Raw genomic sequence first — 16,296 nt, 5'->3', positions numbered from 1 at the left:
GGTACGTCCCGGCCGGAGCAGCGGCCCCGTGCGCCGGCCTTCCCAACTCCACTGCCCGGCAGACAGGTTCGGCGCGGATTCGCGGTCCGCGATGGCCCGGGGCGGCGCTCGCCGACGTCTCGACCGTCATCACGCCGGCCCCGTTCGCGGAGCGCGACCTCCCGCCACCTCCCGGCTCCGCGCGTCGCGGGCGTCAAGACCGCGTCAAGGTCGCCGGGCCGCCCGTATGGAGGGCGTCAGGGCCCGCTGATCCGTGCTGACCTGCTGATGTGCTGTGCGGGCCGGTCTGCCGCCGGCGCCGCAGGGGCCGCACAGGCTCCGCTCGCGGCCGAGTCCGAACCACTCTGGTGGAGCCCATGTCCGATCTGATCTACGTCGGCGTCACGGTCGCCGTGTTCGCCGTCATCGCCCTCATCGCTCGGGGGGTGGAGAAGCTGTGAGCGCCGAGAACATCGCTGGTCTCCTCGTCGCCGTCGCGCTCGTCGGCTACCTCGTCGTGGCGTTGATCTACCCGGAGAAGTTCTGACCATGAGCTCCACTCTCGCGGGCTGGCTGCAGGCCCTCGCCCTCGTCGGCGCGCTGGCCCTGTGCTACCGCCCCCTCGGCGACCACATCGCCAACCTCCTCACCACCGGCAAGCACCTCAGAGTCGAACGCGGCCTCTACAAGGTGGTCGGCGTCGATCCGGAGGCGGACCAGCGCTGGTCGGTCTACCTGCGCTCGGTGCTGGCCTTCTCGGCGGTCTCGATCCTCTTCCTCTACGCCCTGATCCGCCTCCAGACCCACCTGCTGCTCAGCCTCGGCGTGCCGGAGATGGAGGCGCACCAGGCCTGGAACACCGCGATCTCCTTCACCGCCAACACCAACTGGCAGTCCTACAGCGGCGAGTCCGCGATGGGCCACCTGGTGCAGATGGCCGGTCTCGCGGTGCAGAACTTCGTCTCGGCCGCCGTCGGCATCGCCGTCGTCGCCACCCTGATCCGCGGCTTCACGCGGAACAGGACCGACCGGGTCGGCAACTTCTGGGTGGACCTCACCCGGATCAACCTGCGGCTGCTGCTCCCGATCGCCGTGCTCTTCGCCCTGGTGCTGGCCGCCTCCGGGGTGGTGCAGAACTTCCACGGCTTCCACGAGGTGGCCACCCTGACCGGTGGTCAGCAGGCGATACCCGGCGGGCCGGTGGCCTCCCAGGAGGTCATCAAGCTGCTGGGCACCAACGGCGGCGGCTTCTTCAACGCCAACTCCGCCCACCCCTTCGAGAACCCGAACGGCTTCAGCAACCTGCTGGAGGTCTTCCTGCTGCTGCTGATCCCGTTCGCCCTGCCGCGCACCTTCGGGAAGATGGTCGGTGACCACCGCCAGGGGTACGCGATCGTCGCGGTGATGGGCCTGTTCTGGGTGGCCTCGGTGGCGCTGATCACCTTCTTCGAGTCCCAGCACGCCGGGGTGGCCTCGCAGGCCGCCGGGGCCGGGATGGAGGGCAAGGAGCAGCGCTTCGGCATCGCCGCGTCGAGCCTGTTCGCCGCCTCGACCACACTGACCTCGACCGGTGCGGTGAACTCCTTCCACGACTCGTACTCGCCGTTCGGCGGCGGTCTGACGGTCTTCAACATGATGCTCGGTGAGATCGCGCCCGGCGGTACCGGTTCCGGCCTGTACGGGATGCTGATCCTGGCGATCGTGGCGGTGTTCGTGGCCGGGCTGATGGTCGGCCGGACCCCCGAGTACCTGGGCAAGAAGCTCGGCGGGCGGGAGATGAAGTTCGCCTCCCTCTACATCCTCACCACCCCGACCCTGGTGCTGGTCGGCACCGGCGTCGCGATGGCGCTGCCCGACCAGCGGGCCGGGATGCTCAACACGGGGGCGCACGGCTTCTCCGAGGTGCTGTACGCGTTCACCTCGGCCTCCAACAACAACGGGTCCGCGTTCGCCGGGATCACGGTCAACACCGCCTGGTACGACACCGCGCTCGGCCTGTGCATGGTGCTCGGCCGCTTCCTGCCGATGGTCTTCGTGCTGGCGCTGGCCGGCGCCCTCGCGCAGCAGCAGCCCGTCCCCGCCACCCCGGGCACCCTGCCCACCCACAAGCCGCTGTTCGTGGGCCTGCTGTCGGGAGTGATCCTGATCGTCGTCGGCCTCACCTACTTCCCGGCCCTGGCCCTCGGGCCGATCGCGGAAGGTCTCCACTGATGTCGTCCACCCTTACCCCCGCTCCCGCTCCGGCCGCAGAGCCGCAGGCTCCGCACAGGGTCTCCGGCGGCCTGCTGGACCCGAAGCTGATCGTCGCCTCCTTGCCCGACGCGGTGAAGAAGCTCGACCCCCGGGTCATGGTCAAGAACCCGGTGATGTTCGTGGTCGAGGTCGGCTCGGTGGTCACCACCGTCGCCGCGATCGCCGACCCGTCCGTCTTCGCCTGGGCCATCACCGTCTGGCTCTGGCTCACCACGATCTTCGCCAACCTCGCCGAGGCGGTGGCCGAGGGCCGTGGCAAGGCCCAGGCCGACACCCTGCGCCGCACCAAGACCGAGACCATGGCCCGACGCCTCGTCAACTGGCCGGGGAGCCAGGCCGAGGAGGAGGTGCCCGGCACCGCGCTCCAGCTGGGTGACCACGTGGTGGTCGAGGCCGGGCAGGTGATCCCCGGTGACGGCGACGTGGTCGAGGGCGTCGCCAGCGTGGACGAGTCGGCCATCACCGGCGAGTCCGCCCCCGTCATCCGCGAGTCGGGCGGCGACCGCTCGGCCGTCACCGGCGGCACCAAGGTGCTCTCCGACCGGATCGTGGTGAAGATCGCCTCGGAGCCCGGCAAGTCCTTCATCGACCGGATGATCGCCCTGGTCGAGGGCGCCGCCCGGCAGAAGACCCCGAACGAGATCGCGCTCAACATCCTGCTGGCCTCGCTCACGATCGTCTTCCTGATCGCGGTGGTCACCCTCCAGCCGATGGCCACCTACGCGGGTGCGCCGCAGTCGATGATCGTGCTGGTGGCCCTGGTGGTCGCCCTCATCCCGACCACCATCGGCGCGCTGCTCTCCGCGATCGGCATCGCCGGGATGGACCGCCTGGTCCAGCGCAACGTGCTGGCGATGTCCGGCCGGGCCGTCGAGGCGGCCGGCGACGTCAACACCCTGCTGCTCGACAAGACCGGCACCATCACCCTCGGCAACCGCCAGGCCGCCGAGTTCCTCGCCGCCGACGGGATCTCCACCGAGAAGCTGGCCGACGCGGCCCAGCTCTCCTCGCTCGCCGACGAGACCCCCGAGGGCCGCTCCATCGTGGTGCTCGCCAAGACCGGCTACGGCCTGCGGGCCCGCGCCCAGGGCGAGTTGGCGCACGCCACCTGGGTCCCGTTCACCGCCCAGACCCGGATGTCCGGCGTGGACGTGGACGGCCGGCAGGTCCGCAAGGGAGCCTCCGGCTCGGTCGCCCAGTGGGTCAAGGACAACGGCGGCACGGTCGGCACCGACGTCACCGACCTGGTCCAGCAGATCTCCGCCGCCGGTGGCACCCCGCTGGTGGTCGCCGCCAGGAACGGCTCCGACCCCGCCCGCGCCCTCGGTGTCATCCACCTCAAGGACGTGGTCAAGGAGGGCATGCGGGAGCGCTTCGACGAGCTGCGCCGGATGGGCATCAAGACCATCATGATCACCGGTGACAACCCGCTGACCGCCAAGGCGATCGCGGAGGAGGCGGGCGTGGACGACTTCCTCGCCGAGGCCACCCCCGAGGACAAGATGGCGCTCATCAAGAAGGAGCAGGCGGGCGGCAAGCTGGTCGCGATGACCGGCGACGGCACCAACGACGCCCCCGCCCTCGCCCAGGCCGACGTCGGCGTGGCGATGAACACCGGCACCATGGCGGCCAAGGAGGCCGGCAACATGGTGGACCTGGACTCCAACCCCACCAAGCTCATCGAGATCGTCGAGATCGGCAAGCAACTCCTCATCACCCGGGGGTCGTTGACCACCTTCTCGATCGCCAACGACGTGGCGAAGTACTTCGCGATCATCCCCGCGATGTTCGCCACCGTGTACCCGGGCCTGGACAAGCTCAACATCATGCAGCTGCACAGCCCGCAGTCCGCCATCACCTCGGCGATCGTCTTCAACGCCCTGGTCATCATCGGCCTCATCCCGCTGGCCCTGCGCGGCGTCAAGTACCGCCCCTCCGACGCGAGTTCGCTGCTGCGCCGGAACATCGGGATCTACGGCCTGGGTGGTCTGGTGGTGCCGTTCGTCGGCATCAAGCTGATCGACCTGATCGTCCAGTTCATCCCCGGCCTTAGCTGAAGCGGAGGAAGAAGCAATCATGTCCAAGCCCCTGCCCGCCTCCGTGCGCAACCACTGGACCGCGCTGCGGATGCTGCTGGTGATGACCGTGATCCTCGGCATCGCCTACCCGCTGGCCGTCACCGGCATCAGCCAACTCGCCTTCGCCGAGAAGGCGAACGGATCCATCGTCACTTCGGACGACAAGGAGGTCGGCTCCAGCCTGCTCGGCCAGACCTTCGACCTCCCCAAGAAGAACCCCGACGACCCGGACGAGGCCGCCCAGCCGGACCCGAAGTGGTTCCAGCCCCGCCCCGCCGCCTATCCCTACGACCCGAAGAGCTCCGGCGCCTCCAACCTCGGCCCCAACAGCGACGTGCTGCTCAAGGCCGTCCAGGAGCGCCGTGCCGCGGTCGCCGCCTTCGACGGGGTCGACCCGGCGAGCGTCCCGGCCGACGCCCTGACCACCTCCGGCTCCAGCCTCGACCCGCACATCTCGGCCGCCTACGCCCAGCAGCAGGTCAACCGAGTCGCCAAGGAGCGCAAGCTGCCGACGGAGACCCTGCACAAGCTGATCGACAGGTACACCGAGGGCCCCGCACTCGGCTTCCTCGGCCAGGAAGGCGTCAACGTCGTCCTCCTCAACAAGGCACTGAGCGAGCAGAAGTGACGCCACTTCGGCACACCGACTAGACGAACCGGCCCGGACGCGGGATGCAGCACCGCGTCCGGGCCGGTTCGACCGCATCCGCACGCACGCACGCACCCACCGCACGCACGCACGCACGCACCCACCGCACCCACGCCCTCACCGCACTCGCAGGAAAGAGCAGCGCCCATGCCCCGCGACCTCACCCCCGGCACCGCGCACCGACGCGGCCGGCTGAGGGTCTACCTCGGTTCCGCCCCCGGCGTCGGCAAGACCTACCGGATGCTGGACGAGGCGCGCAGACGTCAGGAACGCGGCGCGGACGTGGTGGTCGGCTACATCGAGTGCCACGGGCGGCGGCACACCGAGAACATGCTGCAGGGCCTCGACGTCATCCCCCGGGCCCAACGGAACTACCGGGGAACCGAGTTCACCGAGATGGACCTGGATGCGGTGCTGGCGCGGCACCCCTCGGTGGTCCTGGTGGACGAGCTCGCCCACACCAACATCCCCGGCGGGCGGCACGCCAAGCGCTGGGAGGACGTCGAGGAGCTCCTGACCGCCGGGATCGACGTCATCACCACCGTCAACATCCAGCACCTGGAGTCGCTCAACGACGTGGTGCAGAAGATCACCGGCATCCCGCAGCGGGAGACCGTCCCCGACGAGATCGTCCGCCGGGCCGACCAGATCGAGCTGGTCGACATGGCCCCGCAGGCGCTGCGCCGCCGGATGGCCCACGGGAACGTCTATCAGGCAGAGAAGGTGGACGCCGCGCTCTCCCACTACTTCCGGGTCGGCAATCTCACCGCGCTGCGCGAGCTGGCCCTGCTCTGGGTCGCCGGGCGGGTGGACGAGGGACTGCGCGACTACCGCGCCGAGCACCGCATCGACCGGGTGTGGGAGACCAGGGAGCGGGTGGTGGTGGCCCTGACCGGCGGCCCCGAAGGGGAGACCCTGATCCGCCGGGCCGCCCGGATCGCCGACCGCACGGCCGGCGGCGAGCTGCTCGCCGTCCACGTCACCCGCAGCGACGGCCTGGCCGGTGCCTCGCCCGGCCGGCTCGCCCAGCAGCGGCACCTGGTGGAGAGCCTCGGTGGCAGCTACCACGTGGTGGTCGGCGACGACATCCCGACCGCCCTGCTGGCCTTCGCCCGGGGCCGGGACGCCACCCAGCTGGTGCTGGGCACCAGCCGGCGCGGCCGGGTCAACCGCTTCCTCACCGGCCCCGGCATCGGCGAGACCACCGTGGACGCCTCCGAGGACATCGACGTCCACATGGTCACCCACGAGTTCACCGGCCGCGGCCGGCTGCCCGCCCTCGGCCGGCGTCACTCTCCCCGGCGCACCTTCGCCGGCTACCTGTCCGGGCTGGTCCTGCCGGTGCTGCTCACCCTGCTGCTCTCGCACACCACCCTCAACCTCACCACTGACGCCCTGATCTTCCAACTCGGCGTCGTCGCAGTCGCGTTGCTCGGCGGCGCGGTCTCCGCACTGCTCGCCTCGGTGGTCGCCTCCCTGCTGCTCAACTACTACTTCATCCCGCCCGTCCACACCTTCACCATCACCGAGCCCAACAACGTCATCGCCCTCGTCGTCTTCGCCGCAGTGGCGCTGACCGTCTCCACCGTGGTCGACCGCGCGGCCCGGCTCACCACCCGCGCCGCCCGGGCCACCGCCGAGGCCGAGACCCTCTCCACCCTGGCCGGCAGCGTGCTGCGCGGCGCCGACGCGCTGCCCGCGCTGCTCGACAAGTGCCGCACCGCCTTCGGCATGGACACCGTCGCGCTGCTCGACCGCACCGGCGGCGCGGTGCTGGGCCGCAGTGACGCGGCCCACCGCACGGACGGGTCGCCGGACGTCACCGAGATCCCGGTCAGTGCCGACGCCGTCCTGGTCCTGACGGGCCGTCGGCTGCCGGCCGCCGACCAGCGCGTGCTGACCGCCTTCGCCGCCCACGTCGGTGCGGCACTCGAACGCGACCGGCTCGCCACGGTGGCCGCCGAGGTCGAGCCGATCAGGGCCGCCGACAAGATGCGCACCGCCCTGCTCGCCGCCGTCAGCCACGACCTGCGCACCCCGCTGGCCGCCGCCCTCGCCTCGGTCGGCTCGCTGCGCAGCCCCGACGTCGAGTTCTCCGAGGAGGACCGGGCCGAACTCCTGGCCACCGCCGACGAATCCCTGGTCAAGCTCACCCGCCTGGTCGACAATCTGCTCGACATGAGCCGCCTCCAGGCCGGCGCCCTCACCCTCCACCTGGCGCCCACCCACCTGGACGAGGTGCTGCCGCGCGCGGTCGACTCGCTCGCCGACCCCGACGCCCCGGTCCAGCCCTGGGGCCTCGCCGACACCCCGCCGGTGCTCGCCGACCCGCCGCTGCTGGAACGCGTCCTGGCCAACGTCATCACCAACGCCCTGCGCCACAACGCCCCCGGTGCCCCCGTCCTGGTGACCGCGAGCACCCACGCCGGCCGGGTGGAGATCCGGGTCATCGACCGGGGCCCCGGCATCCCGATCGGGGACCGGGAGCAGGTCTTCCTTCCCTTCCAGCGCCTGGGAGACACCGACAACACCACCGGCACCGGCCTCGGCCTCGCCCTCTCCCGGGGCCTGGCGGAGGCGATGGACGGCACCCTGGAGGTCGAGGACACCCCGGGCGGCGGCACCACCATGCTGCTCACCCTCCCGGCCGCCGGTCCGCCGGCCGAGGCGGCGGCGGAGTGAGCCGGATCCTGGTGGTGGACGACGAACCGCAGGTCCTGCGGGCCCTGACGGTCACTCTGCACGCCCGGCACCACGCGGTGCTGACCGCCTCCACCGGTACCGACGCGCTGGACCTGGCGGGGCGTCAGCCGCCGGAGGCGGTGCTGCTCGACCTCGGGTTGCCCGACCTGGACGGCATCGACGTCATCCGGGGCCTGCGGGCCGCCGGCGCCGTCCCGATCATCGTGATCTCAGGCCGGGCCGACACCACCGAGAAGGTCCGGGCCCTGGACGCCGGGGCCGACGACTACCTCACCAAGCCCTTCGTGATGGACGAACTGCTGGCCCGCCTGCGGGCGGTGATGCGCCGGCCGGTCGCCGGGAATCCACTGCCGGTGGCCGTCGTCGGTGCCCACCGGATCGACCTCGCGGCCGGGACCGTCACCGGCCCCGACGGCCCGGTGCGCCTCACCCCCACCGAGTGGAAGATCCTCGCGCTGTTGCTGGGCCGGCCCGGCCGGTTGGTGCCCGGCGGCGAGATCCTGCACCAGGTCTGGGGCCCCGGACACGAGCAGCGCTCCAACTACCTGCGGGTCTACCTCTCCGGCCTGCGGCAGAAGTTGGAGCCCGACCCGGCCCGCCCCCGCCACCTGGTCACCGAACCGGGCATCGGCTACCGGTACGTGCCCTGACCCGCCGGAGTTCAGTCGCCGTCCGCGGTCGGCGGCGCGAACCGCACGGGGGCCTCGAAGTTGGCCCGCCGGGCGGCCCGGCGGAAGACGGTCAGCAGTGCCGGGCCGACCAGCAGCAGGCAGACGCCGGTCGTGACGGCCCGTCCGGTGTCCCAGCCGAGCGAGGTGGTCAGGTCGAAGAGCAGGTAGCGGTGCCACTGCTCGGTGAAGGGCAGCCCGGGAAGATACGCGATCGAGCTGTTGGGGTCGAGCGAGAACGGCCAGAAGGAGAGGTTGAGCAGGAAGCCGAACAGGTAGCCGGACAGCGCCCCGTAGACCGCGAGCATCGCCGCCTCGGCCTTGCCGCGCAGCGGCGGCAGCAGCCCGGCCAGCAGGCCGACGAAGGCGCAGCCGAACATCTGGTACGGCATCCACGGCCCCACCCCGCCGGTGAGCAGCGCGGAGGCGAACAGCGAGGTGCAGCCGAGCACGAAGCCGAAGCCGGGGCCGAACACCCGCCCCGCGACGACCAGGACGAAGAACACCGTCTCCACCCCGGCGGTGCCGGCACCCAGCGGCCGCAGCCCGGCGTTCACGGCCGAGAGCACGCCGAGCATGGCCAGCGCCTTGGCGTCGATCCCCCCGGCGGAGATCTCCGCGATCACCACGGCGAGCACCAGCACCAGCAGGGCGCCGAAGATCAGCGGTGGCGCGTACGCCTCGCCGAACGTGCCCGGGGCCACCACGAAGGGCCACAGGAACGCGATCAGGCCGGTGAAGGCGGCCAGTGCGACCATGACCCGGGCCCGGCCGGGGAGCCGGACGGCGGCGGGGAGAGGGTTGGGGAGGGCGGTCACGGGGCGGCCTCCGTGAGGGCGGGCACCCGGGCCACCTGAGCGGTGGTCAGGTAGGGGAGCGGGGCGAGGACCTTGGCGGTCTGCGGGGCGAAGGTCGGCGAGGCGACGATCACCTCGGCGGTCGGTCCGTCGGCGACCACCTCGCCCTCCGCCATCACCACCACCCGGTCGGCGGCGCCGGCGACGAACTCCACGTCGTGGGTGCAGACCACCACGGACCGCCCCTCGGCGGCCAGTCGGTCCACGACGGCGGTCAGGGCGGCCTTCGCCAGGTAGTCCAGGCCCCGGGTGGGCTCGTCCAGCAGGACCACCGGCGGGGCGGTGGCCAGCTGGATCGCCAGCACCAGGGCCAGCTTCTGCCCTTCGGAGAGGTCGCGGGGGTGGAGCGCGTCCGGGATGCCCGGGGCCAGCCGGTCGAGTATCTGCCGGGCGGTGGTGCCGGGCCCCGCGTTGGTGCCGGCGCCGGTCTGCGCCGCGTCGCGGTCGGCCTGCTCCAGCTCCTGGGCCACCGTCTCCAGGTAGAGCAGGTCGGTCGGGGTCTGCGGGACCAGCCCGACCAGTCGGCGGGCCTCGGCGGCCGAGACCTTCTTCGGGTCGGCGGCCGGCCGCCCGTCCCGGTCCACCCGGACGGTGCCGCCCTGGCGCGGGCCGGAGCCCTGGAGGGCCCAGAGCAGGGAGGACTTCCCGGAGCCGTTGCGCCCCATCAGCGCCGTCACCTGGCCGGCCCGGAGCTCCAGCGAGACCTCCCGGACGGCCACCGTCCGGCCGTGCTTGACGACGACCTGCCGGGCGGTCAGCACCGGTTCCCCGTCGGCCGGTTGCTGCCGGGGCGGCGGGACGGGCAGCCCGGTGAGCCGTTCGCGCAGCGGGGCGGCGGCCCGGCGGGCGTCGCGGATCGAGAGCGGCAGCGGTCGCCAGCCGGCCAGCCGGCCGAGCTCGACCACCGGCGGGGCGATGGCGGTGTCGGTGAAGACCTCGGCCGGTGGCCCGTGCCGCACGGTGCCGTCACCGGGCAGGTACAGCACCCGGTCGGCGTACTGGACCACCCGCTCCAGGCGGTGTTCGGCCAGCAGCACGGTGACGCCCAGGTCGTGCACCAGCCGGGTGATGGCGGCGAGCACCTCCTCGGCGGCGGTCGGGTCCAGTGCGGAGGTCGGCTCGTCCAGCACCAGCACCCTGGGGTGGGCGGTGAGCACCGAACCGATGGCGACCCGCTGCTGCTGACCGCCGGAGAGCTCGCTGAGACCCCGGTGCCGCAGATCGGCCAGACCGAGCAGGTCGAGGGTCTCCTCGACCCGCTTGCGCATCACCGCCGGCTCGATGGCCAACTGCTCCATCGCGTAGGCCAGTTCCTCCTCCACCGTGTCGGTGACGAAGCCCGCCAGCGGATCCTGGCCCACCACGCCCACCACATCGGCGAGTTCGCGCGGGGGGTGGTGCGCGGTGTCCCGGCCGTCCACCGTGACCCGGCCGCTCAGGGTGCCGCCCGTGAAGTGCGGCACCAGCCCGTTCACCGCGCCCAGCAGGGTGGACTTCCCGCTGCCGGTGCGGCCCACCACCAGGCAGAGCTCGCCCTCGGGGACGGTGAGGTCCACCCCGTGCAGGACGGGGTGCTCGGCGCCGTCGTAGCGGACGGCGACCTGGTCGAAACGGATCACTGGGCTACCTCGGCGGGCGTGCGGGTGGTGTCGGCGGCGGGGTGCTCGGTGGCGGCCCCTGCGGGGGCGGGCGGTCGGCCCGGGGGCGGGGAGATCACCCCGGCCAGCCCGGCCAGCAGCAGCGCGGCCACCGGAAGGGCCGGCAGGGTAGGCCAACTGAGCGGGTAGAGCGACGGGTTGAGGTCGGTGGGGTCGTAGCCGACGCTGATGCTCAGCAGGACGGCGGCGGTCACCCCGCAGGCCGCCACGCCCCACTCGGCGGCCCGCCACGGGTCGGGCCGGTAGCTGGTGCGACGGACCCGGCGGCCACCGAGGGCCAGGCCGCCGACGCAGAGCGCGGAGCCGACGGCCAGCGCCGGCAGGCCGAGCAGGGCGGGGGCGGTGCCGTCCAGCAGTCCGTACATCCCGGCGCACAGGCCCGCCATGCCGAGCAGCATCAGGGCCCCGGTGATCCGGCGGGAGGCCCGGGTGGCGGTGCCGGAGCGGCCGTAGCCCCGGGAGTCCATCGCGGCCGCGAGGTGCAGGGAGCGCTCCAGCGCGTCCTCCAGCACCGGCACGGCGATGCTCCGCAGCGCGCGCAGTCCCTTGCTCCGGCCGGCCCGCAACCGCCGTGCCCGGACCACTCGTTGGACGCTTTGCACCAGCTGGGGGGCGACGCTGAGCGAGACCGTCACGGCGACGCCGAGCTCGTACAGCGCGCCCGGCAGCACGCGCAGGGCGCGCTTGGGGTTGGCGAGCGTGTTGGCCGCGCCGATGCAGCAGAGCAGACAGGCCAGCCGCAGGCCGTCGGTGGCGGCGGAGAGGGTGGCCTCCAGGGAGACCGGGCCGCCGATCTGGATGCCCGCGTACCAGTCGGGGGTGGGGATGTGCGGGAGCGAGAACAGCAGGTGGTCGCGCGGCGTGATGCCGGTGGCGAAGACGCAGCGGAAGGCCACCCGGATGGCCACCACGGTCAGCGCCAGCCAGAGGTAGTACTTGAAGCCGCGCGCCCAAGGGGCCTCCGTGCGGCGGGAGGTGACCACGAAGCCGAGGACGGCGAGCACCAGGAAGAGCAGCAGGGGGTTGGTGGTGCGGCTGGCGGCGGTGCCGAGGGCGAGCGCCCAGATCCACCACGCCACCGGGTGGAGGTCGCGCGGGATCCGGCCGGTGGTCCTGGTGGAGTCCGGCGGCGTGCTGTCGGTGAGTCGTGCCACCGGGTCACTCGGCCTGGCGGCGTCGGCGGCGGCGCAGCGCGGCGACCGTGGTGGCGACGCCGAGGGCCACCACCAGGGCGATGCCGGTGACGGCCGGGGCGATCGACCCGGCATCGTGCGGAGCGTCGGCGACCGGGGCGGCGTCGACGGGGGTGAGGCCGGTCGCCGGAGCGGGGGACTCGGTGGGCGAGGGGGCCGGCCCGGTGGAGGGTGCGTCGGTGGAGGGCGCGGGGGTGGCGGTGTCCTGCGGAGCGGCGCCGGGGGTGGCGGATTCGGCAGGCTGGTCGGTGGGGCGCGGTGCGTCGGGTGCCGGAGCGGAAGGCCGCGGGGCCCCGGTGGTGCTGCCGGGCGGGGTGGCCTTGCCGCCGGTGGTGCCGGAGCCGCCGCTGGTGCCCTTGGTCCCGCCCGTGGTGGCGGTGCCGCCGGTCGAGCCGGAACCGGTGCTGCCGCTGCTGCCGCCACCGCCGGAACTTCCGTTCCCGGAACCGCCGTTGGTGCCGCCTCCGGTGGTGCTGCCTCCGGTGCTGCCGCCACCCGTGGTGGTCCCGCCGCCCGAACCGCCGGTGGAGCCGCCACCGGCCGGCGGCGTGGAGGGCTGGCTGCCGCCACCGGGCGTGGTGTTGTGCGCCCGCAGGCTGTCCGGTGACATGGTCGGCCGGCCTTCGGTGCCCTCGATGTTGGTCGCGCCGAAGATCCACAGGTCGACACTGCCGGGCAGCGGCTTGTAGCTCATCGCCCCCAACTGGCTGTAGGACCAGGAGTTCTGCCCGGGATCGGCGTGCCAGTACGACCAGTAGGCGGTGGCGGGCGGGGTCTTGACGCACTTCTCCTGCTCGGGCGGCGGGTACTGCTTGCCGCCCTGGTGACCGCTGTAGCCGATCCGGCAGATGAACGCCGGGCCGTCGTGGCCGGTGCCGGTGGTCTTCCAACCGCCTTGGTTCAGCAGGGTGTAGCCGGTGGTCGGGGTGGTGCCGCAGGACCGCAGCAGCGGACCGCCCCAGCGGCTGAAGTCCACCGCGAGCACCACCCCGGAGGTGGTGGTGCACTGGTCCATCGGCAGGGGGTCGGCGGCGGCCGGGGCCGCCCCCGCCGCCAGCCCGCCGAGGGCCAGCGAGAGCGTGACCCCGGCGGCGGCGAACAGGCGCGTCAGACGGCCCGGTCGGCGGGTGCGGCGGAGCCGGTCGGTGCGGCCCGGGTGGCGGCTCACCGGTGGCGCCCGGTGCCCGTGGCGTCGCTGCGGCGGCGCAGGGCGATCAGGACGGCCGCGCCGCCTGCGGTCAGCAGTACACCGGGACCGACCAGACCGAGGACCTCGGTGCCGGTCCAGGCGAGGCTGGAGTCCTGCGAGCCGCTCTGGCCGCCTGCGGGGGTGTCGCCGCCGCTGCCGCTGCCGGGGTTGCCGCCAACGGGGTTGCCACCGCCGGTGGTTCCACCGGGTGCGGTGGCCGCGGTCGTGGTCGCGACCGCCGTGGACGAGACGGAGGGCGACGCCGACGGGGAGCTGGTGGCCGATGTGGACGGCGAGGTGGAGGGGGAGGGCGAGGTGGAGGGTTCCGGCGACGCCGACGGCGACGGTGAGGTCGACGGCTCGGGCGAGGCCGACGGGGAGGGCGAGGTGGAAGGTTCCGGCGAGGCCGACGGGGACGGCGACGACGAGGTGGACGGGGACGGCGACGGGCTCGGCTCCGGGGTGCTGCCGAGATCCCGCTTCAGGGTGCCGAAGGAGATGCCGGTCACCCCGCCGAGCGCCTGGGTCGAGGCCCGGACGTCCGAGCCCTTCTGCCCGCTGGAGGCGACGTCGAAGCCGCCGTCCGCGTTCTGCCGGTCGGCCAGGAACTCGACGGCCTTGGCGATCCGTGCCGCGTAGGTGCCTTGACGGAGCGTCATGCCCTGGACCGCCAGGGCGGCCGAGTTGGTCGAGTTCCCGGCCGCGCCGGGGAAGCCGCCGTCGCCGGCCTGGGTGCCGGCGAGCCAGGCGAGGCCCTTGTCGACCGCCGCCGCGGCGTCCTCGCCGGGCACCAGCGACAGTGCCATCACGGCCATCGCGGTGCTGTCCACGTCGGAGTCGCCGGTGCTCGGGATCAGGCTCGGCCAGGCGCCGTTCGGACCCTGGAGGCTGCGCAGGTAGGCGATCGGGGCGGCGGCGTTCGCGGTGTCACCGGCCCTCAACTGGGCCATCACGCCGAGGGACTGGGAGAAGACCGAGGTGGCCCAGGTGTAGTTGCCGGCCGCCTCGCAGCCGAGGTCGGCGTCGGCCTTGGCGCAGATCGCGGCATCCAGGGCGGCGATCAGGTCGTGGCCGCCGAAGTTGCGCGGGTCGCGCCCGACGATCTCGGCGAGCAGGGCCTCCTTGCCGATCGAGCCGCCGCCGGCCTCCGGGAGTCCGATGGAGGTCCAGTCGTTGACCGTACGGCCGTTGCCGTCCGCGCCCTGGTGGTCGAGGAAGTCGACGATCCGGCGCAGCGCGGCGTCGTCGGTGCCGGTGGCGGCCAGCGCGAAGGCCGCGTCGATGGTCAACCCGTAGTCGGCCCACAGGAAGCCGGGCAGTGCGTCGTAGTAGTGGCCGTCGATCAGGTGGGCCGGGTCGGTCAGGTACCTGGCGCCCTTGGCCAGGTCCGGCGTGCGGCTCGGCTGCGGGGTGGTGGTGCCCCCGAGGTCCCGCAGTACGGTGGCGAAGTCCTGGCCGGTCAGCGCGAGCAGGGCCTGTTCGGTGGCGGGGACGTCCGAGTCCGGGGTCCACTCGTCGGGGAAGAAGCCGCCGTCCGGGTTCTGACGGGTGTTCAACCAGCCCTTGGCGGCGGCCTGCCGGGCCGGCTGGCCGGAGGCCCGCAGCCCCTGGGCCGCCATCGCGGTGCTGCCCACGTCGCCGCTGGCGCCGACGTAGGGGACGTAGGAGCCGTCGGCCTGCTGAGCCGCACCGAGCTGCTCGGCGGCCCGCGCGACGAACTCCGCCCGGCCGCCGGCCGCCCGGAGCGCGATCACGGCGAGCGAGGTGCTGGTCGGGTCGGACTCGCAGTAGCCGCCGGCCACGATCATCGAGCCGGCGATCCCGCCGTCCGCGCACTGGAGCACCTGGAAGCGGTCCAGTACGGCGGCCGGCACGGTGACGCCGCCGCGTACCAGGGCGATCACGCCGATGGCCTGGGTCCACGGGGAGGAGGCACCGTGGAAGTCGCCCGCCGCCGTGCACTTGCCGTTCTCGCCCTGGCCCTCGCAGACGTGGCCGACGAGGTCGGCGAGCAGGTCCCGGCCGCCGAAGGCACGGGGGTTGCCGCCGGTGCTCTCGGCGACCAGGGCCAGCAGGGCGGCGGCCCGCGAATCCGGCTTGGATCCGGCGCCGTCCGGGAACACGAACTGCTCGGTGTGCGCCTGGAGGAAGGCCACCACCTTGCGCAGGGCCGGGTCCTGGGTGCCGGAGGCGGCCAGCGAGAGCGCGGTGAGGGCGGTGCGGGGGAGGTCGGGCCCCTCGAAGGCCCAGTTCTCCATGTGGTCGCCGCCGACCAGTTGGGCGGCCAGCCAGCGGGCGGCGGCTGCCGGGTCGGCGGGGGCCGGCGGTGCGGTCGGACTCGGAGAGGCGGAGCCGGAGGGGGATGCGGAGGGGGATGCGGAGGACGAGGGCTCGGGGGAGGCCGACGGGTTGGGGGAGGCCGAGGGCTCGGCGGAGGCCGACGGGCTCGCCCCGTTCTTCGCCCGGACCGAGTCGGGGGTGAAGGTCGGTCCGCCGGTCTCGCCGCCGAGCGAGGTGGCGCCGTACACCCAGGCTTCCACCTCGCCGGGCTTCGGCTTCTGGCCCGCCGCGCCGAACTGGCTGTAGGACCACGTCTGTTGGCCCGGCGTGGCGATCCAGTAGGACCAGTACGCCTCGGCCTGCGGGGTGGCGGTGCAGGGCTCCTGGGCCGGCGTCGGGTACTGGACGCCGTTGCCGAAGGTGGAGCTGCCGATCCGGCAGATGAAGGCCGGGCCGTCGTGCTCGGTGCCGGCGGTGGTGAAGCCCGCCTTGAGCAGCAGGTTCATGCCGGTGGTCGGGTGGGCGTCGCAGCCGCGCACCACGCCGCCGCCCCAGGGCCCGAAGTCGACGGCGACGATCGCGCCGGTGGTGGCGGTGCAGTCCTCGATCGGGTCGGCCGCGGCGGTGCCGGGGCGGCCGAACAGCACGGTGCCGGTGGCGGTGACCGCGATGGCCGAGGTGAGCAGGACGGAGGCCAGGCTCCGGCCTCTGTGCGCGCGGGTGGTACGGCTGCTGCTGACCCTCACCGGTGTGTCTCCCTGATCGGTCGACGCGGGGTCCGACGGCGCA

11 protein-coding genes are annotated in these 16,296 nt (G+C 73.2%); 6 read left to right on the top strand and 5 right to left on the bottom strand.

Annotation, left to right across the window (positions count from 1 at the left end; all coding sequences use genetic code 11):
* Nucleotides 1-436 precede the first annotated feature (436 nt).
* The 6 genes from kdpF (at nt 437) to ACIRBX_RS24085 (ending at nt 8,312) form a co-directional block, all read left to right on the top strand.
* Nucleotides 437-526, top strand: a complete 90-nt coding sequence (kdpF, locus tag ACIRBX_RS24110) for a K(+)-transporting ATPase subunit F (protein WP_344467856.1) — start codon at nt 437-439, stop codon at nt 524-526.
* Nucleotides 527-528: 2 nt separating this feature from the next.
* Nucleotides 529-2,190, top strand: coding sequence for a potassium-transporting ATPase subunit KdpA (gene kdpA, locus ACIRBX_RS24105; RefSeq protein WP_402299323.1), 1,662 nt, complete (start codon nt 529-531; stop codon nt 2,188-2,190).
* Nucleotides 2,190-4,289, top strand: coding sequence for a potassium-transporting ATPase subunit KdpB (kdpB, locus tag ACIRBX_RS24100; RefSeq protein ID WP_402299321.1), 2,100 nt, complete (start codon nt 2,190-2,192; stop codon nt 4,287-4,289). The genes kdpA and kdpB overlap by 1 nt, the downstream gene beginning before the upstream one ends.
* A gap of 19 nt (nt 4,290-4,308) precedes the next feature.
* Entirely contained in the window at nt 4,309-4,938 is a 630-nt protein-coding gene (kdpC, locus tag ACIRBX_RS24095) for a potassium-transporting ATPase subunit KdpC (protein WP_402299319.1), read from the top strand.
* Nucleotides 4,939-5,106: 168 nt separating this feature from the next.
* The gene (locus tag ACIRBX_RS24090) at nt 5,107-7,641 is read left to right on the top strand and encodes an ATP-binding protein (protein WP_402299317.1); all 2,535 of its coding nucleotides are present in this window, start codon (nt 5,107-5,109) and stop codon (nt 7,639-7,641) included.
* On the top strand, nt 7,638-8,312 hold the full coding sequence (locus tag ACIRBX_RS24085) for a response regulator (protein WP_402299315.1): 675 nt from the start codon (nt 7,638-7,640) through the stop codon (nt 8,310-8,312). Before ACIRBX_RS24090 ends, ACIRBX_RS24085 begins: the two co-directional genes overlap by 4 nt.
* An 11-nt stretch (nt 8,313-8,323) precedes the next feature.
* On the opposite strand, the gene ACIRBX_RS24080 is transcribed toward ACIRBX_RS24085, so the two are convergent.
* From ACIRBX_RS24080 to ACIRBX_RS24060, 5 genes are read right to left on the bottom strand one after another with little or no spacing between them, the layout of a single operon-like run.
* Nucleotides 8,324-9,088, bottom strand: coding sequence for an ECF transporter S component (locus tag ACIRBX_RS24080; RefSeq protein WP_402299878.1), 765 nt, complete (start codon nt 9,086-9,088; stop codon nt 8,324-8,326).
* Between the two features lie 56 nt (nt 9,089-9,144).
* The gene (locus ACIRBX_RS24075; RefSeq protein ID WP_402299313.1) at nt 9,145-10,806 is read right to left on the bottom strand and encodes an ABC transporter ATP-binding protein; all 1,662 of its coding nucleotides are present in this window, start codon (nt 10,804-10,806) and stop codon (nt 9,145-9,147) included.
* Entirely contained in the window at nt 10,803-11,999 is a 1,197-nt protein-coding gene (locus ACIRBX_RS24070) for an energy-coupling factor transporter transmembrane component T (protein ID WP_402299311.1), read from the bottom strand. The genes ACIRBX_RS24075 and ACIRBX_RS24070 overlap by 4 nt, the downstream gene beginning before the upstream one ends.
* A 4-nt stretch (nt 12,000-12,003) precedes the next feature.
* On the bottom strand, nt 12,004-13,206 hold the full coding sequence (locus ACIRBX_RS24065; protein ID WP_402299309.1) for a hypothetical protein: 1,203 nt from the start codon (nt 13,204-13,206) through the stop codon (nt 12,004-12,006).
* On the bottom strand, nt 13,203-16,253 hold the full coding sequence (locus ACIRBX_RS24060; RefSeq protein WP_402299307.1) for a prenyltransferase/squalene oxidase repeat-containing protein: 3,051 nt from the start codon (nt 16,251-16,253) through the stop codon (nt 13,203-13,205). Before ACIRBX_RS24060 ends, ACIRBX_RS24065 begins: the two co-directional genes overlap by 4 nt.
* Between the last annotated feature and the right edge of the window lie 43 nt (nt 16,254-16,296).

This window comes from Kitasatospora sp. NPDC096147, assembly GCF_044763225.1.
Classification (GTDB): Bacteria; Actinomycetota; Actinomycetes; order Streptomycetales; family Streptomycetaceae; genus Kitasatospora.
This window is presented reverse-complemented; position numbering and strand designations above follow the sequence as displayed.